Source organism: Cryobacterium sp. Hz7, assembly GCF_004402815.1.
In the GTDB taxonomy this organism is placed as follows: domain Bacteria; phylum Actinomycetota; class Actinomycetes; order Actinomycetales; family Microbacteriaceae; genus Cryobacterium; species Cryobacterium sandaracinum.
Window position 1 is genome coordinate 55,724 of sequence record NZ_SOFB01000027.1, and the last position, 17,613, is coordinate 73,336.

21 protein-coding genes, 1 tRNA gene and 2 pseudogenes are annotated in these 17,613 nt (G+C 65.7%); 16 read left to right on the forward strand and 8 right to left on the reverse strand.

The genetic code is table 11. The annotated features are described in order from the left end of the window. Nucleotides 1-14 precede the first annotated feature (14 nt). From E3N86_RS07000 to E3N86_RS17825, 4 genes and pseudogenes are all read right to left on the reverse strand, one after another. Nucleotides 15-344, reverse strand: a complete 330-nt coding sequence (locus E3N86_RS07000; protein ID WP_134511625.1) for a hypothetical protein — start codon at nucleotides 342-344, stop codon at nucleotides 15-17. Beyond that, complete coding sequence (locus E3N86_RS07005; RefSeq protein WP_134511626.1) at nucleotides 341-946, reverse strand: hypothetical protein; 606 nt, start codon at nucleotides 944-946, stop codon at nucleotides 341-343. The genes E3N86_RS07000 and E3N86_RS07005 overlap by 4 nt, the downstream gene beginning before the upstream one ends. Before the next feature lie 37 nt (nucleotides 947-983). Further along, nucleotides 984-1,121 carry a sigma factor-like helix-turn-helix DNA-binding protein gene (locus E3N86_RS17820; protein ID WP_370295357.1) on the reverse strand — a complete coding sequence of 46 codons (138 nt, stop codon included), beginning with the start codon at nucleotides 1,119-1,121 and terminating at the stop codon, nucleotides 984-986. 47 nt (nucleotides 1,122-1,168) lie between these two features. Further along, a pseudogene (locus E3N86_RS17825) lies at nucleotides 1,169-1,405 on the reverse strand (RNA polymerase sigma factor); the annotation flags it as partial. A 264-nt stretch (nucleotides 1,406-1,669) separates the two neighbouring features. Here E3N86_RS17825 and E3N86_RS07015 point away from each other — a divergent pair. From E3N86_RS07015 to E3N86_RS07045, 7 genes are all read left to right on the forward strand, one after another. Further along, nucleotides 1,670-2,107, forward strand: a complete 438-nt coding sequence (locus E3N86_RS07015) for an Asp23/Gls24 family envelope stress response protein (RefSeq protein WP_104100729.1) — start codon at nucleotides 1,670-1,672, stop codon at nucleotides 2,105-2,107. A gap of 23 nt (nucleotides 2,108-2,130) precedes the next feature. Beyond that, nucleotides 2,131-2,298: a DUF2273 domain-containing protein gene (locus E3N86_RS07020; protein WP_347232577.1), complete on the forward strand. Its 168-nt coding sequence runs from the start codon at nucleotides 2,131-2,133 to the stop codon at nucleotides 2,296-2,298. Nucleotides 2,299-2,396: 98 nt separating this feature from the next. Then, the gene (locus E3N86_RS07025; RefSeq protein ID WP_241980565.1) at nucleotides 2,397-2,696 is read left to right on the forward strand and encodes a hypothetical protein; all 300 of its coding nucleotides are present in this window, start codon (nucleotides 2,397-2,399) and stop codon (nucleotides 2,694-2,696) included. Next, nucleotides 2,693-3,274, forward strand: a complete 582-nt coding sequence (locus E3N86_RS07030; protein ID WP_134511627.1) for a DUF6286 domain-containing protein — start codon at nucleotides 2,693-2,695, stop codon at nucleotides 3,272-3,274. Before E3N86_RS07025 ends, E3N86_RS07030 begins: the two co-directional genes overlap by 4 nt. Next, the gene (locus E3N86_RS07035) at nucleotides 3,271-3,891 is read left to right on the forward strand and encodes a hypothetical protein (protein ID WP_134511628.1); all 621 of its coding nucleotides are present in this window, start codon (nucleotides 3,271-3,273) and stop codon (nucleotides 3,889-3,891) included. The genes E3N86_RS07030 and E3N86_RS07035 overlap by 4 nt, the downstream gene beginning before the upstream one ends. Nucleotides 3,892-3,982: 91 nt before the next feature. Then, a complete protein-coding gene (locus tag E3N86_RS07040) occupies nucleotides 3,983-4,864 on the forward strand; it encodes an SDR family oxidoreductase (protein WP_241985970.1) in 882 nt (293 codons plus the stop codon). Nucleotides 4,865-5,491: 627 nt separating this feature from the next. Continuing rightward, complete coding sequence (locus tag E3N86_RS07045) at nucleotides 5,492-7,024, forward strand: PTS transporter subunit EIIC (protein WP_134511630.1); 1,533 nt, start codon at nucleotides 5,492-5,494, stop codon at nucleotides 7,022-7,024. Between the two features lie 536 nt (nucleotides 7,025-7,560). Here the strand turns inward: E3N86_RS07045 and E3N86_RS07050 are convergent. Continuing rightward, nucleotides 7,561-8,016, reverse strand: coding sequence for a hypothetical protein (locus E3N86_RS07050; RefSeq protein ID WP_104100736.1), 456 nt, complete (start codon nucleotides 8,014-8,016; stop codon nucleotides 7,561-7,563). Between the two features lie 95 nt (nucleotides 8,017-8,111). Here E3N86_RS07050 and E3N86_RS07055 point away from each other — a divergent pair, with 95 nt between their 5' ends. From E3N86_RS07055 to E3N86_RS07070, 5 genes and pseudogenes are all read left to right on the forward strand, one after another. Next, on the forward strand, nucleotides 8,112-8,687 hold the full coding sequence (locus E3N86_RS07055; RefSeq protein WP_104100737.1) for a TetR family transcriptional regulator: 576 nt from the start codon (nucleotides 8,112-8,114) through the stop codon (nucleotides 8,685-8,687). A 331-nt stretch (nucleotides 8,688-9,018) separates the two neighbouring features. Beyond that, nucleotides 9,019-9,171, forward strand: a complete 153-nt coding sequence (locus E3N86_RS16790) for a hypothetical protein (protein ID WP_158250256.1) — start codon at nucleotides 9,019-9,021, stop codon at nucleotides 9,169-9,171. Nucleotides 9,172-9,188: 17 nt separating this feature from the next. Beyond that, nucleotides 9,189-9,398, forward strand: coding sequence for a hypothetical protein (locus E3N86_RS07060; RefSeq protein WP_134372020.1), 210 nt, complete (start codon nucleotides 9,189-9,191; stop codon nucleotides 9,396-9,398). Between the two features lie 243 nt (nucleotides 9,399-9,641). Next, nucleotides 9,642-10,002, forward strand: a pseudogene (locus E3N86_RS17830) (IS5/IS1182 family transposase); the annotation flags it as partial. An 8-nt stretch (nucleotides 10,003-10,010) separates the two neighbouring features. Next, nucleotides 10,011-10,083: transfer RNA gene (locus E3N86_RS07070), tRNA-Thr, on the forward strand. A gap of 97 nt (nucleotides 10,084-10,180) precedes the next feature. Here E3N86_RS07070 and E3N86_RS07075 read toward each other — a convergent pair. Further along, complete coding sequence (locus E3N86_RS07075) at nucleotides 10,181-11,899, reverse strand: AarF/ABC1/UbiB kinase family protein (RefSeq protein WP_134511631.1); 1,719 nt, start codon at nucleotides 11,897-11,899, stop codon at nucleotides 10,181-10,183. 183 nt (nucleotides 11,900-12,082) lie between these two features. Between E3N86_RS07075 and E3N86_RS07080 the strand changes: the two genes are divergently transcribed. Both E3N86_RS07080 and E3N86_RS07085 read left to right on the forward strand, forming a co-directional pair. Continuing rightward, nucleotides 12,083-12,787 (forward strand): NAD(P)H-hydrate epimerase, encoded by a 705-nt coding sequence (locus tag E3N86_RS07080; protein ID WP_241980561.1) that lies wholly within the window; start codon nucleotides 12,083-12,085, stop codon nucleotides 12,785-12,787. Nucleotides 12,788-12,897: 110 nt separating this feature from the next. After that, nucleotides 12,898-13,077: a hypothetical protein gene (locus E3N86_RS07085; RefSeq protein WP_134372014.1), complete on the forward strand. Its 180-nt coding sequence runs from the start codon at nucleotides 12,898-12,900 to the stop codon at nucleotides 13,075-13,077. 108 nt (nucleotides 13,078-13,185) lie between these two features. On the opposite strand, the gene E3N86_RS07090 is transcribed toward E3N86_RS07085, so the two are convergent. Then, on the reverse strand, nucleotides 13,186-14,097 hold the full coding sequence (locus tag E3N86_RS07090; RefSeq protein ID WP_134372012.1) for a LysR family transcriptional regulator: 912 nt from the start codon (nucleotides 14,095-14,097) through the stop codon (nucleotides 13,186-13,188). Nucleotides 14,098-14,169: 72 nt separating this feature from the next. Between E3N86_RS07090 and E3N86_RS07095 the strand changes: the two genes are divergently transcribed. Then, nucleotides 14,170-15,138 carry a DMT family transporter gene (locus tag E3N86_RS07095; RefSeq protein WP_134511632.1) on the forward strand — a complete coding sequence of 323 codons (969 nt, stop codon included), beginning with the start codon at nucleotides 14,170-14,172 and terminating at the stop codon, nucleotides 15,136-15,138. A 194-nt stretch (nucleotides 15,139-15,332) separates the two neighbouring features. On the opposite strand, the gene E3N86_RS07100 is transcribed toward E3N86_RS07095, so the two are convergent. After that, nucleotides 15,333-16,259 (reverse strand): ornithine cyclodeaminase family protein, encoded by a 927-nt coding sequence (locus tag E3N86_RS07100; RefSeq protein ID WP_134372008.1) that lies wholly within the window; start codon nucleotides 16,257-16,259, stop codon nucleotides 15,333-15,335. A gap of 420 nt (nucleotides 16,260-16,679) precedes the next feature. Here E3N86_RS07100 and E3N86_RS07105 point away from each other — a divergent pair, with 420 nt between their 5' ends. Further along, on the forward strand, nucleotides 16,680-17,606 hold the full coding sequence (locus E3N86_RS07105) for a carbohydrate kinase family protein (protein WP_134342993.1): 927 nt from the start codon (nucleotides 16,680-16,682) through the stop codon (nucleotides 17,604-17,606). The last annotated feature ends 7 nt before the right edge of the window (nucleotides 17,607-17,613 follow it).

Consider the following 17,613-nt stretch of genomic DNA (forward strand, 5'->3'; position numbering starts at 1 on the left):
AAATGACCGTACTTCTAGCCGATGCTGGCAACCGTCACAGAGATGGTGTTGATGGGGGCAAGCGCCAAAATGGCGGGATTCGCGGCGATCGTGTCATGCACACGTCGGCACACTCCGGTGGATGACGCTGCGTCGGCGACGCCGATTCTCGCGGTCACGCTCAGGCTGGCCTTTCCCGTCGTCACGGTAACTAGTTTCGGTGCCTTTTCCCGCTGCGTAAGGGCATCGACAACAGACCCGACAATCGTGACGACGATCGGCGTGGTCGGGTACAAGGCTGTCACCCCCGGGACAGACCTTACGATAACTTCGAGATTCCCTGCGAGCTCGGCGGCATCCGTCATGGTGTTGCTTCTTCTTCGCCGTGCTCTGGCTTAGTGAGGTAGATGTCGCGAATGATCACCTCGATGCCCGCCATGGCGAGCTCGGTGTGGGTGCGTAGCGCGCCGACGAGCGTGTCTCGCAACTTGTCGGCAAGGGCGGGAATGTTCTCACCCTTGCAGACGCTGGCATCGACCGTGACCGTGACCGTGATCGGAGCTCCCAGCACAGTGAGGTCCCCGTCGAGCCGGCATCGACCCACGATGAGGTTGTCGACGGTATCGCCTGCCGCGCGAACGAGTCCGCGGACAGCTCCCTCGGTGACGAAAAGTTGCGCGGTCGGTGACGGGTGCGAGATGGGGATGTCGCGCCCGGACCGGACGTCGAGCACGATCCTGTCCAGGATGGCGGTGACCCAGTTGTCGTCTCGGGCCGGTTGCTCTTCTGCCTCATCCCGGAGCGGCGTGCTCATTGCGCCGCGCAGGCGCTCAAGGGAGGCCATCGCCATCTGGCACGCAGCCGATGTGTCGATCGACGGGTCGGTGGGCATCTTGCCTCGGTCGAGGAAGTCGCTGAGTTCGTCAATGGTGTGGCCATCAAGGACGTCAGGTTCGTCATTTGACACGTGCCTGGCCGGGGGTGAGGCGGGCGTTTCCGAGTCGTCACCGCCAGGCCTCCATCTCGCGAATCAAAGTTTTGCGGGCGCTAGCAAGCAGCCCGCGAACGGTAGAAAGGGGCAAATCGAGTTCCTCAGCGATCTCGGAATATCGGTAGTCCCCAAACTCTCTAGGTCCCAGCATTGTCGTTGATCCTCCGGAAGGGCGGAGAAGACTTGGGAGAGTGCCTCGTTACACGAACGCGCCTCCACTATCTGCGTCGGTGAATGGTCCTCCGATGCGGGCACGCCGACGTCGTCGAGGTTGGAGTTCTGCCGCCGTGCGCGGATTCGATCAATGCTCTTGTAGCTGGCGATGCGCATCAGCCAATTTTTCACCAGCGCAGAATCTTTCAAGGTCGATAGCTTCGCCCATGCCGTGATGAACGTGTCCTGTACGACATCGTCGGCATCGTGGCTGCAGCCCAGGTTGCGGGTCGCGTGGGCGCGTACCTACGGGCCGTGCCGTCGCACAATCACTTCGAATGCTCGAACGTCTCCGTCAACAGCGCGGTCCACCAAGGTGCGGTCGTCGGCGTGGGCCAGCAGTGCCCTGCTCTTGCTATCTGAAATGTTTGCCCCTCGATTCGCTGGGAACTGTAGCACCGGGTGTGACGAACGCGTCGTGGCATGCGTCTACATATTAAGTATCGCAATACGTCCCGTTCAGGGAACACGAACAAGGAGCCTCCCATGGCAGATCTCACCAGACCTACTCTTTCCACCGCACCGAACTCCGCCTCGGCGACCCCCGGCCGCGGCAAGACCGTGATCAACGACGCTGTGGTGGCAAAGATCGCCGGCATTGCAGCCCGTGAGGTCAGTGGTGTGCACGCCCTTGGCGGCGGAGCCGCCCGGGCGCTCGGTGCCATCCGCGATGCCCTGAACACCTCGGACGTGAGCCAGGGCATCAATGTGGAGGTCGGAGAAACTCAGGTCGCGGCCGACGTCACCATTGTCGCGGAGTACCCCATGGCCCTGCAGGATGTGGCCGAGCGGGTGCGGTCTGCCGTGATCCGTGTGATCGAAGATCTGGTTGGCATGGAGGTCACCGAGGTGAACGTGAACATCAACGACGTGTACCTGCCGACCGACGACAAGGACGAGAAGTCCGAGGCTCGGGTTCAGTGAGCACCTTGGCGAAAACGGGGGCTGTGTTCGGAGCCGTGCTTGCTCTGACGTGGCTGGTCCTTGGCTTTTGGCCATGCGTGTTCGTGGCCGCGGCCATGGCGGTCGGCGCGATCGTCGGGCGGATTATGGACGGAAAGCTGAGCGTTGCAAACCTGGTTGACGCATTCCGGGGCAAGCGGTCGTCGTCATGACAACCCTCAGTTCCGAAACAGCGGCCCGTCACACGCTGTCGCCGACGGTGCTCAAAAACGGCCGGACCATCGTCTCGACTCGTGCTTTGAATCGGTTAGTGTGTGCGGTCGCGGCGGACGCTCTGGGCGTTGACCCCTCGGCGGTCGGTGCCGAGATCACCGATGATCAGGGCAACCTCGCCCTCACGGTCAGCGCCCCCATCCGGGTCGTTGCGCTCACCCGTGTGCACCGGGATCCCTCCGTCGTGACTCGCACCGGGGGCACGATTCTGGAGCGGGCCGAGCACGCCAGGCAGCACATTCATTACCGGGTGGGCGAGTTGACCGGTTCTACCCTGTCCCGGGTGACCGTGCGGCTTACCGGTGCCGACATTCGACCAGAGGGCCGCGTGCGATGACTAAGTATCGTTCCACCTACCAACGGATCAGCCGTCGCGAGCTTTACTCGCCGCGTTCGGTTGCAGCGATCACTCTCGCGATCCTGGCCATCGCCGCCTGCCTCTGGCTCATGATCGAGATCGTGTTGAACCTGCTCGGCCGGCCGGGGCTCCTCGCGACCCCCGCGGGTATGGCGGGCGCGGTCGCAGGCGTTTCCTCTGCACCGCCCGTGTTCGTGGGCGGGCTCGGCCTCACCGGCGCCCTCATCGGGCTGCTTCTCCTTGTCGTGGCTGTCACTCCTGGCCGGCGATCTCGCCATCTGCTCGAGACCGAACGGGCCGCGACCATCGTCGACAACGAGGTGATCGCATCCGCGTTGGCTCGTGAAGCGGCCCGCGTCGCGGGGTTGGCCCCAGACAACGCGCGGGTCACCGTGACCCCCCGTAACGCCACCGTGCACCTCACTCCTACCTCTGGAACGGCGATCGATCAGCAGGCGGTGCTCACGGCCGTGCGCGAACAGATTGAGGCTTTTGGATTGCTGCGTTCCCTACACGCGAAGGTCGTTGTTGTCTCCACGGGGAGGGTGGGCGGATGAACTCCACCAATCGCATCCTCAACCGCATCTTTGTTTTCCTGGTCGGACTCCTCGTCTTGACCGGTGGCGCGACCCTGGCCCTGGTGGCACTTGTTCCGCTCGTCCGCGACAGCTGGACGAACGCAACTCGTGTTGGCATCGATAGGGCAACCCGGTGGCTTCAGGCCACCCCCTTTCCCGAATCCTTGATCCCGGTCAGCGGCAGCTGGTTATGGCTCATCGTCCTCGCCGCTGGAGTGCTGCTCATCGCGGTGCTGGTCACCTTCAGCCTGCGTCAAGGCCAAGGGCACACCGGCCGGATCGTCTCACTAAACGGGAAAACCAGCAGTGGCGCGGTTGTCATCGAGTCGAAAGTGGCCGAGCACGCCATCCAAGATGCTCTCACAAACCGACCGGAACTTGTTGCCTCCCACGTCTCCACCTACCGCGTCAAGAACCAGTCAGCACTGAAGGTGGCCATCACCTGCCGCCGAGGAATCTCACCTCGGGAAGCCAGCCGGATTGTCAACGAGGTGCTCTTTTCCTTCGATAATCTCCTCGGCCTACAGCTCCCCGCCCTCGTGCAGATTAGCGGCGGCTTCCGCGCGCGAACGACCAATGCCGCCCGCATCCGCTGATGACCCACCGGCTCACAGAAGTCATCTGACGGCGGTCAGCCGTGCTCCCTCAACCGGCAACATCCACCGATTTTCGATAGGGAGTCACGCCTTGACGAACCAAAACGACAACCCAAGGACGAAATACATCACCGGCGGCAACCCCAAGCAGGAACAGAGTCAACCCGGCCTGACCGAGGCGACTAAGCCCCGCCCGGATCGTGGCGAAGACACCTACCATGGCGCCGGAAAACTTGTCGGGAGGCGGGCACTCATCACAGGCGGCGACTCAGGCATCGGCCGGGCCGTGGCCATCGCCTACGCCAAAGATGGTGCCGATATTGCGATCTCCTACCTGCCTGACGAACAGACGGATGCCGAATTCACGGCAGAGCAGATCCGGGCCGCCGGCCGCACCGTCCTGCTCATCCCGGGCGACATCCGCGAGGAAACCCACCGCGTCAACCTCGTAAAGGATACCGTGGCAACCCTCGGCGGCTTGGATATCCTGGTGCTCAACGCCGCCTACCAAAAAAACCGGAACGGTCCAGAAAACCTGTCAACGGCAGAATTTGACCGGGTCTTCAAAACCAATCTTTATGCGACTCTGTGGATCGCGCGCACCGCCATCCCGCACCTCTGGCCGGGAGCATCGATCATCTCCACGTCATCAATCCCGGCATCGAGCCCCGCACAGGTGTTGATCGACTATGCCATGACCAAAGCCGCACTCGTAGCGTACCCACGGGCGCTCGCCCAAGAATTAGGCCCAGCCGGGGTTCGGGTCAACGCAGTCGCGCCCGGGCCAGTCTGGACGCCGCTTATCCCCGTAACTTCATGGCCAGACAAGCTGTCCACTCTCGGTCGGGAAACCCCACTGGGCCAGGCAGGACAAACAGCCGAACTCGCCGCCGCCTACGTTTTCCTAGCCTCACCCGAAGCGTCCTACATTTCAGGCGCCGTAGTGCCCATAACGGGCGGCCGCAGTTTTTAAGGGTCGAGCGAAGACTCGGACCCTGTGGCGCACGCGCTACACGCAAGTCTACGAAAGAGCCCAGCCGTATTCCTGCTTCTAACGAGGATCGCGGCAATTGTGCGGATAGCCAAGTCAGCGAGATTGATTCAGCGGACACGGGATTACGCGGTTTTTTTTGAGGCTCCTGACTCTTCCGTGGGTCGGCTCCGGCCGGCTATTGTCGCTCCGAACACTTCGGCCACCGCCGTCCTCGCGACAGTTACGGTCGCACAGGCGTTACCCGCCACATACGGCGCACTCGTGTGGTTCCGACAGGGTCGTGGCCTGCCTGACTCCGTTACTGAGGGACTACAACTTACGGTTTCAAAATAACTACATCAACTGCAAAATGGTCCACTCGTTTAAGTGCATCAGAGCCACACCTGATCTCCCCGGTGACCAGTGCGCAGCAGCGCAGCAGAGATTTCAGCCTGGGGATTGTCGAAAAATGCCGTCAGCAACGCAGACGAGTGCTGAAAGTAATTACCTCTTGACTCTTCAGTCTGTGAAAGCTATTTTCATATCACGACATAATTTTGTAGCCCGGGCTCTCCATCCCACGAGAGCCCCGTGCACCCTCGCACTTTGCTCGAAAGGACATCAGTCATGGCCGACTCACGAGTCATCGCAGACCAGTTGCTCATTGGTCTGGGCGGCGCCGAGAACATCATCGACGTCGAGAAATGTATGACCCGATTGCGTGTCGGCGTCCGTGACCAGGATCGAGTCGATGTCGCCGCACTGCGTGCGATCGCCGGGGTGCTCGCCGCGCTGCCCGGCGATAACTGCCAGATCGTGCTGGGCCCGGGTCTGGTCGACCGGGTAGCCATCGACGTGGAGTCGGCCCTCAGTGCCGCCCGCGCGGAAGGGTCGGCTGCCTCCTCGGCCGCTCAGCTGGCCGACAAAGGCGCGGCCATCCGGCAACAGAACAAGCAGCGCAACAACACCCCTGTCAAGAACGCTCTGAGGCGCATCTCCAACATCTTCGTCCCACTGATCCCCGCGCTGATCGCCTGCGGACTCATCGCCGGCATCAACGGAATCCTGACCAACCTGGCCACAAGCGGCCAGGTTCCGTGGTTGGCCACCCTGTCTCCGATCTTCAGCGTCATGTCCAGCGGGTTCTTCGCCCTACTCGCCGTGTTCGTTGCGATGAACGCTGCCAAAGAGTTTGGCGGCACACCCATCATCGGCGGCGTCATCGGGGGAATCATTGTGGCTCCTGGAGTCGCAAACATCGTCGTCTGGGGTCAGCAACTGGCCCCCGGCCAGGGAGGGGTTCTCGGCGCCATGGCCGCCGCCATCCTGGGCGCGTACGTCGAGCGGTGGGCCCGCAGATGGGCGCCCGACGTGCTCGCCTTGTTCATCGTGCCCACGTTGACCGTGCTGATCGCCGGCCTCGCCGCCCTGTTCCTCCTGATGCCGGCCGCCGGCTGGGTGTCTATCCAGATCGGTATCGGCGCCACCTGGCTGCTGAGCACTGCGGGTGTCTTCGCTGGCTTCGTCCTCGGCGGGCTGTTCCTGCCGTTGGTGATGACCGGGTTGCACCAAACACTCACCCCAATCCACACCACCCTGATCGAACAGGTCGGTTACACCACCCTGCTGCCGGTCCTGGCCATGGGCGGCGCCGGCCAAATCGGTGCCGCCATCGCCGTGTTCTTCAGGCTCCGCCGCAACACCAGCATCGGACGTACCATCAAGAGTGCACTGCCCGCAGGATTCCTCGGCGTTGGCGAGCCACTCATCTACGGCGTCACCCTGCCGCTGGGCCGTCCCTTCATCACCGCCTGCATCGGCGGCGCATTCGGCGGCGCAGTAATCGGCCTATTCGATCAGCTCGGCTACACCGTCGGCGCGATCGCCATCGGCGCCAGTGACGTCTCGCTGTTTCCACTGCTCCAGGGCAGCCAGGGCTGGGGCGCCGCCGCACTCGGCTACGCTTGCGGCCTGATCGTCGCCTACACCGTGGGATTCTTCGCCACCTGGTTCTTCGGGTTCACCCGCGACCAGCTGGTACGCCTGAACACCGACGACACTATCGACGCAGGATTGGTGCCCGCCGACGACGTCCCAGAGGGGGCGGACGACCCCGCCGATCAGATCCCCACCCTGGCCGGCTCCCACCACCGCTCCTGAAATCTCAGCTCTCGCCTACTTCGAAAACCGCCCCCGACGTACTCTCAGGGGCAGGCGTTGTGTTGCCGCCCACCGCTATCTCCCAGGGTGGTACGAGAACCGAGTGAGATTGCGGGTGTTGCAGGCGCGAAAGCGAATTCCGCGGCCGAGCGATTCATAGGCGGTCTGACTTGTCGCGACCAGGCTCACCAGGTATCCGCACTCGGCGATGTGCCGCGAGTCGGGTGCACAGTTAGCTCTCGCTCCCATCACCTCGAGCACCTGCCGGCGGATCTGCCCTGCAGAATAGGCCACGGCGCCGTGTGCGTCGGGGACCGCACAGCCCGTGATGATCACCAGCCTCACAGCACCAGTCTGGGCGGGCGCTATAAACAGCCCAAGGCCCCCACCAGACCTAGCACCACCCAAACACGCCACTGGTGGACCCGGCGGCGTAGCTTTGGCCGTGGTTAGTGGACACAGGGTTATCCGGCTTGAACGAAGACCTCATTCTGGTGAGGAGACTTACCCCAGGCGCGTGGACGAAGTGGGGATGCTCATTCCGTTATCCGATCAGTGGTGGGAAGCCAGGCGATCATTGTGGTGATCGCGCCGACCGCGGCCACGGCGATGCTCACTATGCGCCACGGCAGCGGCAGGATGGGGGAGCCGTGTTCGGAGACAACCGCCGCAAAAATTAGCAGCGCACTACCCACGCAGAAGGTGGCCGCGCACCACCACCGAGACCACCATGCTTTGCGCCATGCGCCAACGGACGCGATCGCCCACCCGACCACCCCGACCGCGAAGATGCTGTACAAGAAAATCCAGGGAACAATCGGGTCAGGGATCTTGCCAAACGGTTCGTAGAGCTCCTGGACGTGGGCGGCAATACTGTCACTACTCACTTGGTCGACAGCCATCAAGATGAGGGCCACTACCGTCCCAGCCAATCCCATACCAACACAGATCGACAACGCGACCTGCCGCGATGCCGTGCGTTCCGTCTTCATAACACCCCATTCGACAGTGACTATCAGTTGATTGTGACTATATAAAATTATGGCACTGCAAGTCAAATGCAAGTCACTAGTAGTATCATGGGGAGATGGCATTAGGATTGCGGGATCGCAAGCGACGCGCGGCGATGCGTCACATTCAACAGATAGCGTTGGACTTGTTCGACGAGCGTGGCTTCCAGCACGTAATAGTCGAGAACATTGCAGAAGCTGCCGAGGTTTCTCCTTCTACGGTCTACCGATACTTCGGCACCAAGGAAGGGATCGTCCTTGCCGATGACTTCGACACCCTGAGCGAGGCCGAACTTGCTGCTGTCATCGACGTCACTGACCTACTCGGCACGGTGCGCGCCATCGTGGCTCGGTTTGAGCCAGCACCTGATCAGCACATCCCGGAGGGGAGCCTTGCGCGTCGACGCATCCGTTACTTCTTCGACGAACCATCCGTCCGCAGGTCTTCCTACGAGATGCTGGCCAACGCAGTCGATCGGATCGCTCCAATCCTCGCCGCATCCGGTGGACTCACCACCTCGGAAGCCCATATCAAGTCGTCTGCCTTAGTCTTCGGCTACTTCTCCGCACTCGAACAATGGCACCGCAACCCGGCAGGCCGCTCAATCTCGAGTGCACTCGATGACGCACTCGGAGTCCTAAGCCGCCTATAACGACGCGAGACGCGGTGCCCGCGAACGCGGGTCCCTACGGTTGTGCTGGCGTAGCCGCCATCATTTAGAGCGATATCACTTTACAATCTCTGTGCCGCGAAGCAGCTCCACCGGGAAATGGCTCCGACGGCTGCGCCGCTATTTCGTCGCGTTCCGAAAGGGCATGAGCTTGGTTGTGCAAGGTGCTGTCTCCGTGCCGGGGCCGGGGACAGGGAAGCTCAGCGTGGAAGCGGGGCCACTGTCACGCCGGAGCTTGGACTGAGACTATTCCTAGGTGACCTCATCCCAACGGGGGCTTGAATACCCAGCGGGGTGGGGGAAAAGTGAGCTCATGAGGCGAATCTCCTCCAGCGGGGCATCTTTCCTCACCGCTGATGCCCTCTCCGGCGCACTTTTCCACCTCGTCACCGCCCTCGGCATTAGTCAGACAACCGAATCACTCAACCTGCCCACGGTCAATATCACCGGGAAACGATCTTCGTGAAACTAATCGTGGGGCCCATGAGCGAGCTGATCAGCGTCCCCGAGATCTCCCTCTGGGACGAACCGGACATCAGCGAAGTTCTCGCATTCTTCCAAGGCCGCATTCCTGAAGACCTGACCAAGACTGTCTCCGCGAATGGAATCACCTACGCGACCTCGCCCAGGTGCTGCCACCGGTTCTCCGGGCTCAGCAGGCCCGCGCCCACCAGATCGAGCGCGGAACGGTGATCGGCCCGGTTCGTGCTGGCTCGCGGATACCGCGGCCACAACCGCTCACCCGGCGTGCTCACCCCAAACAACGGCCGGCTCGATACATGCGGGCGCCGCGGCCGAGATCTGGGCGTTGACATCATGGTGGTCAGTGCGGCTTGCCACCACGTCCACACCTCCCGCTCGATCCGATACCGCTCCGCCCGAGCCAACAGGGTTCCCAGCACGTTGAGCTGCAGGGCCGCCTGGTTCCGAAGATATCGGGTGCATCAACATGCGACGAACCTTCCGCGCATCACGGGGGCCCTGTCGAAGTACACGAATCTGTTGGAAGAGCCTCCTGATCATGCCAGTGGCCGCTCTCGCGGCGGTTTGACCACCAAGATTCATCAGCTTTGCGACGGAAAAATGTGGCCGCTTGTGGTTCTTCTGCGCACCGGGCAGGGATTCGCCAATGCTCACGGAGATTATGGCTTCGCTCAGCGTCGACCGGATCGGCCCGGGACGGGCCCGCACTCGACCCGACCGGGTGCTGGCAGACAAGGCCTACTCGGCCAAAGCGCACCGGGCCATGCTGCGAAAACGCAATATCCAGGTCGTCATTTCGGAACGCTACGACCAGATTCGTAGCGCGGGGTCGATTGATTGAATCGGAACGATTGTGATGATTGTGTCGCGGGTTCAATTCCCGCTCCCGCTACCAGAACGTATGACGAAGGCCCTGCCTCAGGCGGGGCCTTCGTCGTTTCCCGACGCGCGTAGCAGTCGCACGTGGCAGTCGCTCGATTCAGTCGCACGGGTCACGCGCGGCTGCGGGTCACGAGCGAATCCACGAACGCCGAAACCAGCAGCACCACGGAGCCGGCACCCAGGCTGAACCCGGCCGTCACCGTGCTGATGACCCCCGGGTCCGCCGGTGCGGGTGTCGTGAGGTAGACCAGGGACATCACCCCGGCGGCCCCGCCGACCAGGGCCAGCAGGCTCTGCCGCACCAGCCCGGTGAGCAGCCGCCGGTCGCTCTGGTCCGCGAGCAGCCGCACATTGACGTTGAGGTTGCCCATCTCGAGGGCCTGCCCGATCTGGTCGAAACGCCGGGGGAGCCGGCGCACGCTGGGCAGCAGGGCCAGAAGCTCGGTGGTCAGGAGTTCGCGCACGTTGGCCGGCGCCATCTGGTCGCGGATCTGTACGCTCGCCAGCCCGCGGGACTCCTCGAGCAGGTCGAACTCCGGCATGCTGGAGCGCAGGGTGCCCTCGAGCACCGCGAACGCCCGCGCCGCCGCTACGAACTCGGCGGGGATTCCCACGCCGTACCGGGTGAGGATAGCCACCAGGACATCCACGGTCAGCACGCTGACCCGCGCGCCGGGCCCCAACTCGAACGTGATGAACGCGCTCAGCTCGCGGCGGAACGCCTTCTCGTCCGCACCGTCCCGCAGCGGGGCGACTTTGAGGAGCCCGTCGGCGATGAGCTGGGTGTCGGACTGGAGGAAAGCGATCAGCAGCTCCTGGATCGTCTCCCGCAGCTGCAGGTCGAGCCGGCCCACCGATCCGAAGTCGACTAGCGCGGGGGTGCCGTCGGCCAGCAGCATGATGTTGCCGGGGTGCAGGTCGGCGTGGAAGACGCCGTCGAAGACGATCTGGCGCACGAAGGCGCTGAGCACGGTGCGCATGGCGGCGCCGAGCTCGGCCCGAGGCGCGTCGGACGTCTCGTTCAGGTCGCTGAACGTGTCGCCGACCAGGTACTCCATCACCAGCACGCGATCGCTGGACAGAGACTCGAACAGCTCGGGGAAACGCAGGTCGCCGGCCCGCGGGCCGCGCAGCTGGAGGGCGCGCATGGCCGAGAGGTTCAGCGCCTCCAGCCGGAAGTCCAGTTGGCGCACGAGGTCGGCCGCATAGTCCTCGGCGACCGCCTTGATGCCCAGAGTTCTGGCCTGCGGAGACGTCAGGCTCATCAGGTTCGTCACCCGCACGGCGATGGCGACGTCGCGCCGCAGCTCCGGCACGATCCCGGGCCGCTGCACCTTGACGGCCACTACAGTGCCGTTCATCAGGGTCGCCCGGTGCACCTGGCCGATGGAGGCCGCGGCGATGGGGTCGGGATCGAAGCTGGCGAAGACGCCGGCGAGGGGTCCGCCGAACTCCTCCTCCAGCATCCGTTCGACCTCGCCCCAGGGGGCAGGCTTCACGCTCTGCTGAAGCGTCGCGAGGGCCCGGGCGAATTCCGGGGGCAGGAAGTCGGATCGGGTGGAGAGCAGCTGGCCCATCTTGACGAAGGCTCCACCGGCCTCCTCCAGCGCGGCCCGCAGACCCTCGGCCTGCACGGCGCGAACGGCTGCCCCGCCCGGGTTGGTCGTGAAGTCGAGCCGCCGCACCGGCAGCAGTCCATTCTTCCGGGCGATACGCACGAGTTCGGCGAAGCGGCGGCCGCGCTGCAGGAAGGGCCGCGGGGGAGCCGGGCGGCTCCGCTCGGTGGCCAGAGTCAGTTTCGGAAGGGTGATGCCGCGTGCGCCGGCCACTGTTTCAGCTCTCTTGTCGCGCGCCGGCCGGAGTGGCGGGCGATCAGGACTTCAGCATGCCCGGTCAGGATGGGAGACGGGTGCGAACCGGGTGGCACGAGGGGGCACGGACAGATCTCGGCAGGGCTCGGCCGGTCGCCCTCGGTGCCGTGAGCCGCACCGCCGCGGGAGTACTCTGGCGACGTGAAAACCTACACCGCCGCCCAGATGCGCGAGGCCGAGACTCCCTTCCTGGCCGAGGGCGTGCCGTTGATGGAGCGGGCATCGGCCGCGCTCGCCGCGGAGACGGCGGCCCTGCTCGAGGAGCTGCTCACGGAAAGCGGGGGAGTGCCGGACGCGCGGGTGCTGGTGCTGGCCGGTGCGGGGAACAACGGCGGCGACGCCCTGCACGCGGCCGCGCTGCTGGCCGCGCAGGGTGCCTTGGTGACCATCGTGCCCACGTCGGCACAGCTCCACGACGGCGGCCTCAGCGCTGCCCTGGCGGCCGGGGCGGCGCTGCTGCCCCTGGCTGAAACGGATGCCGCTCTCGCCCGGGTGGCGCGGGTATCCGCGGTGATCCTCGACGGCATCCTCGGCACCGGCACCGGCACGAGCACCAGCCCGGCGCTCCGCGGGCGGGCTCGTGAGGTGGTGGCGGCCATCCTTCCCGCGCTGCACGACCCCGGCGCGCCCCTCGTGGTGGCGGTGGACCTGCCCAGCGGGATCGGCGTCGACGACGGCGCCGTGCCGGACCCCACCGTGCTGCCCGCGCACCTGACGGTGACGTTCGGAGGCTGCAAACCAGGTCTGCTGCGGGAACCCGCGGCGAGCCTGGCCGGACGAATCGTCGTGGCCGACATCGGCATTGGCGACGAGCTCGAACGGATCGCGGCCCGGGATCGCGGGTAAGTTCTTTCTCTGCTGTTTCCACGGTCGGCGCCGTTGCGTATCCGCACCCGGAGCATCAATGGACGGTAGTCATTTCCTCCCGCCCAAAGGCACTGAGGGGGGCCGATACCGTGATCACAGTTCCGCCCGCAGGGTTCGTCGCCGTCTTCGGTATGCTCCAGACCCCTGCCGGGCTGTGGCTGTTCCTGCTGGTCCCCATCTGGTTGGTGTGGGAGATCCCCGCGATGGTCAGGCATCAGCAGTTCACGTTCGATGTGCAGCGAGACAGGGAGCAGCTCGTCGACTGGTGAGGCGACGCATCCGTCGCCCGTCCCCGCTCTCGCGGGGTCGGGTGTCCGCTGGAAGACCTCGGCGACATTGACCATGCCGGTGAGTCGGACATCCTCTCAACGCGGCGGTCATTCCGTGCGGGAGCCGGCCACCGCTCGCAGCTCGCCCAGCACCCGGCGCACCGACGCCCGCAGCAGCGTCTCGGGGCGGCTGAGAACGTCGATCTGGCGGCCGACCCGCAGGTCGTCGATCGGCAGCAGCACCAGGCCGGACCCTGGCGCCGGGGCCATCGTGTACCGGGGCAGCAGTGCGATCGCGGACCCCGAAGCGACCACGGAGGCCGCCACGAAGAACTCGTTGATGCGGTGCTCGATCCGTAGGGGGTGCCCGGCGCTCGCCGCGACGACATTCACCGCCTCCGCGAGCGGGAAGCCCGGGTGCCCGGCGATCCAGGGCTCGTCGGCGATGTCGGCGACCGACACCGACGACCGACCGGCCAGAGGATGTCCGACATGCAGCGCCACATCCAGCGGTTCGTAGAGCAGCGGGGTGACCGTGACCCGTTGCGGCCAGAGGGGATCGTGCGGCAGCCGGTGGGCGATGACGAGGTCATAGTCGGCGACCAGTGCCGGGAAATCCTGCCGTGCGACATCCTCGTCGCCGCACCGGATTGGCGTCCCTGTGGGTCCGGCCGGACTGGCCAATCGCGAGATCAGAGGCCCGAACCAGGCCAGCCCAGCGCTGTGGAACGCCGACAGGCTCACCGGCGCGGCCGGCTCTTCGTGGAAATGTGCCACCGACTGCTCGGCGGCGGCCATCGCGGTGGACACGCTGGCGGCGGCGGTAGCGAGAGCCGTGCCGGCGGGTGTCAGCACAAGCCTGCGCCCGCGTCGTTCGGTCAGCGCCACGCCCGTGCTGCGCTGCAGCGCGGACAGCTGCTGCGACACCGCCGACGACGAGACGAACATCGCGCGGGCCACCGCGGCGACGCTGCCGCGCTCGCCGAGTTCCCGCAGGATGAAGAGCTGATGCAAATCCATAAGCAAACACTAAAGTGTTAGTTCAGAATTGGTGATCTGGACTTAACGGATGCCGCCCGGCAGCATTGGCCCATGACCTTCCTCCCGCGGCTCGGACGTTACCGCATCGACGCCGTCCTGCTGCTTGTCGCGCTGGTCTGGGGTGGCAGCTACCTCGCCGCCAAGGTGCTGACCGAGCAGGCGAGTGTGGGCGCCGTTCTCGCGCTGCGCTTTCTGGTGGCTGCGCTGGCGCTGCTGCTGATCTGGGCGTTGAGCCGGCCTCGGCGGCCGACCCGCGCCGAGCTGGCCGGGGGCGCGCTGCTCGGGCTCACCCAGGCGGCGATTCTCTGGTTGGAGACGGCCGGCGTGGCCGTGACCTCGGCCACCAACGCGGGCCTGATCATCAGCTTGACGATCATCCTCACCCCGATCCTCGAGTCGGTCGCGGCGCGCAACTGGCTACCGCGTTCGTTCTTCGTGGCTGCGGTGCTCGCGGTCGTCGGGGTAGCGCTGCTCGTTTCCGGCAATGGTTTTCGCGCCCCGAACCCTGGCGACCTGCTCATGCTCGCCGCAGCGCTCGTGCGCGCCCTGCACGTCACCATGGTCGGCCGGGTGACCCGCGCCGACGACGCCGGCCGCCGGCCCGGGACGCTCACGATCACGCTGGTGCAGGCCGCCGTGGGTGCCCTGGCGTTCACCGCAGCGGATGCGCCGGGAACACTTCGGGCGATCGGCGCCTTCGGTCCGGCCGCCTGGCTCGGGGTGCTCTACCTCGGTCTGGCCTGCAGCGTGTTCGCGTTCCTGGCCCAGACCTGGGCGATCCGGCACACCTCGGCCGCGCGGGCCAGCCTGCTGATGGGCACCGAACCGGTCTGGGCGGTGGTCGTGGGGGTGAGCCTCGGCAGTGAGAACCTCGGCCTGGTGGCGGTGCTCGGGGCAGGCCTGATCATCGCGGGCACCTCGTGGGGACAGCGGGTGGAGCAGGGGCACCGACTACGGGCGGCGGCCGACGTGCTCGCGGTGCCGGCCCGGTCACATCCGTCGCTCGCGGCCATCGGCTGAAGCCGGGTTCGGCTGCAGCTCAGCGAGCGCGCGCGCTCGCTCGCATTAAATCCAGCCCGAACGAATTCGACGGAGATTTTGCCTGAGACGGTCTCAAACCCTCTGAAACAGCGCCTTGATGAGAAAATCTCCGTCGAATTGGTTCGACGCTACACACGGCGCTCCGTGATGAACGGCGTACACGCGCGGTGGGATTACGGGCGGAAGACGGCCTGGGCGACCACCAGGTCCTGCCAGGACATGCCGGAGCTCGTGAAGACGCGGGGACGCGACTGGTCGACGCCGACCGTGCCGGTCAGGATGTCCCGCATCGGCACCAGGGAATCGGCCTGGATCACGCCCTCCCGGAGCGGGATCAGCACGTCGCCGCCCTCCCGCAGCGCGACCTGGCTGTCTTCGACGACGACCTGCGCGCGTCCGATCAGCTCGCTGGAAAGCTCGCGGGCGTCGGGCTCGTGCGACCCGACCGCCACCGTGCAGGAGTTCCGCGGCACCAGGGACCCGTCGAACAGCGGGGTGCGGGCGGTGGTGGCGCAGACGATGAGCTGAGCGTCGGCCACGGCGCCGGGGGTGCCGGTCTGCGCGGGCAGCCCGCCCGCCCGCACCTGCTCGGCCAGTGCCTCGGCGCGGCCCGGGTGCCGGCCGACCACGGTGACCCGACCGACCCGGCGGATGGCGCGCATCGCCTCGACATGCCCGCGCGCCTGGGGTCCCGCGCCGAACACCACGAGGTGCTCCACCTCGGCGGGCGCGAGCAGGTCGGCGACGGCCGCCGACACCGCCGGTGTGCGCAGGGTCGTCAGTGCGATGCCGTCGAGCAGGGCGACCGGGCTGAGCGTGACAGCATCCATGAGCAGGTAGACGCCCTGGATGAGTGACCGGCCGAGCTGCGGGTTGCCCGGCGCGATGGTGGCGATCTTGACGCCCACGAACTCCGCGGACTGCGACGGCATGAGCAGCAGCTGGCCCCGGTCGAGGGGCAGGATGCTGCGGTTGAAATCAAGCGCCGGGTCGAGCCCAGCCCGCACGGCGACCTGCAGGGCGCGGGCCGCGGCGCCGACGCCGACGCGGGCGAAGATCTCGTCGGCGGAGATCCACGGGGTGGGTGCATCGGAAGCCATGCTCCGACTGTACGTGTCGGAGTGTGGGGGCAGGTCACCCCGATGATGTCCTGCCCCCGACGAGGGGTGCTTCGCTCCGGTCTCATACGGACCCTGCAATCAGGGACTAAGGACCGGTGTTCGGGGAGCCACCCTGCCTGTGTTCGAGCGTACGACGATGCCGCGCCCGGCGGAAGGGTCTGGACAAATGGGGCCGCATTTGGTTTCGCGGGCTGACTCGGGGTGACGCGGGGTGACACAGGCCGGCTCGGGCTAGCGCCCCGAACGAATTCGACGGAGATTTTGCCAGAGTTGCTCCTCAACGCGCCTAAAAAGCAGTTCTGCACGAGAATCTCCGTCGAATTGGTTCAATATCGATGAGGACTCACTCACCTAGGCTTGGTGCGACAGGGTTGTTGGCAGGGGCAAGGGAGAGAGCGAATGACTGAGCAGAACCTGACTGAGCAGAACCTGACTGAGCAGAACCGGGTGGTCGTGGTCGGCGACGCACTCATCGACGAGATGCTGAGCCCGGGGTCCCGCCTGGAGTTCCCCGGCGGCGCCGCCCTCAACGTGGCCGTCGGCCTGGCCGTGCTCGGTGTGCCGACCACCCTGATCGCCATGGTCGGCGACGACGCCGACGGTGCCCGGCTGCGCGAGTTCCTCGCCGCGCACGACGTGACGTTGGTCGCCACACCCGGGCCGTTTGGCAGCTCCCGCGCCACCTCCGACCGCACCGACGGCGAGCCCACCTACGCCTTCAATGAGGCCGCGCGGAAGCGCCGCATCGAGTTCGGCCCGGCCGAGCGCGCGGCCCTGGACAACGCCCGCCTCGTGGTCGTGAGCTGCTTCCCTTTCGATGACACGGCCCAGACGGATGCCTTCATCGCCGCGGTCGCGGAGCCGGAACGCCGCCTCGTGATCGACCCGAATCCGCGTTCGGGCATGCTCGCCGACGGCGACCTGTTCGTGGCGAACTTCGAACGAATCGCTGCCCGGAGCCTCCTCACGAAGGTGGGGGACGAGGACGCCGAGCTGCTCTACCGCAGCACCCTCGAAGAGTTGCGGGAGCGGCTGCTGGCTGCCGGCACGCAGACGGTGCTGGCCACGGCCGGGCGCGCGGGGGCATCCGTTGCCTGCGGCGCCGATCTGCGGGTCAGCGAGCCGATCGCCGTGCTTCCCGGCGCCGTCGTCGACACCATGGGCGCGGGCGACGCCACCCTCGCCGGGGCTGTGCAGACCATGCTGACGAGGGGCGTGCCCACGGATGCCGCGGGCTGGCAGGCCCTGCTGGCCGACGCCATGCTGATCGCGGCCGCCACCTGCCGCCGGGAGGGTGCCCTGCTGCGCGTACCCACCGCGGGTTAGGCGTCGC

Excerpts from the sequence above, each read along its gene's own strand:
- E3N86_RS07000 (WP_134511625.1), bottom strand. The coding sequence starts at position 344 with ATGACGGATGCCGCCGAGCTCGCAGGGAATCTCGAAGTTATCGTAAGG.
- E3N86_RS17820 (WP_370295357.1), bottom strand. The coding sequence starts at position 1,121 with ATGCTGGGACCTAGAGAGTTTGGGGACTACCGATATTCCGAGATCGCT.
- E3N86_RS07015 (WP_104100729.1), top strand. The coding sequence starts at position 1,670 with ATGGCAGATCTCACCAGACCTACTCTTTCCACCGCACCGAACTCCGCC.
- E3N86_RS07030 (WP_134511627.1), top strand. The coding sequence starts at position 2,693 with ATGACTAAGTATCGTTCCACCTACCAACGGATCAGCCGTCGCGAGCTT.
- E3N86_RS07035 (WP_134511628.1), top strand. The coding sequence starts at position 3,271 with ATGAACTCCACCAATCGCATCCTCAACCGCATCTTTGTTTTCCTGGTC.
- E3N86_RS07045 (WP_134511630.1), top strand. The coding sequence starts at position 5,492 with ATGGCCGACTCACGAGTCATCGCAGACCAGTTGCTCATTGGTCTGGGC.
- E3N86_RS07050 (WP_104100736.1), bottom strand. The coding sequence starts at position 8,016 with ATGAAGACGGAACGCACGGCATCGCGGCAGGTCGCGTTGTCGATCTGT.
- E3N86_RS07055 (WP_104100737.1), top strand. The coding sequence starts at position 8,112 with ATGGCATTAGGATTGCGGGATCGCAAGCGACGCGCGGCGATGCGTCAC.
- E3N86_RS16790 (WP_158250256.1), top strand. The coding sequence starts at position 9,019 with ATGAGGCGAATCTCCTCCAGCGGGGCATCTTTCCTCACCGCTGATGCC.
- E3N86_RS07060 (WP_134372020.1), top strand. The coding sequence starts at position 9,189 with ATGAGCGAGCTGATCAGCGTCCCCGAGATCTCCCTCTGGGACGAACCG.
- E3N86_RS07090 (WP_134372012.1), bottom strand. The coding sequence starts at position 14,097 with ATGGATTTGCATCAGCTCTTCATCCTGCGGGAACTCGGCGAGCGCGGC.
- E3N86_RS07095 (WP_134511632.1), top strand. The coding sequence starts at position 14,170 with ATGACCTTCCTCCCGCGGCTCGGACGTTACCGCATCGACGCCGTCCTG.
- E3N86_RS07100 (WP_134372008.1), bottom strand. The coding sequence starts at position 16,259 with ATGGCTTCCGATGCACCCACCCCGTGGATCTCCGCCGACGAGATCTTC.
- E3N86_RS07105 (WP_134342993.1), top strand. The coding sequence starts at position 16,680 with ATGACTGAGCAGAACCTGACTGAGCAGAACCTGACTGAGCAGAACCGG.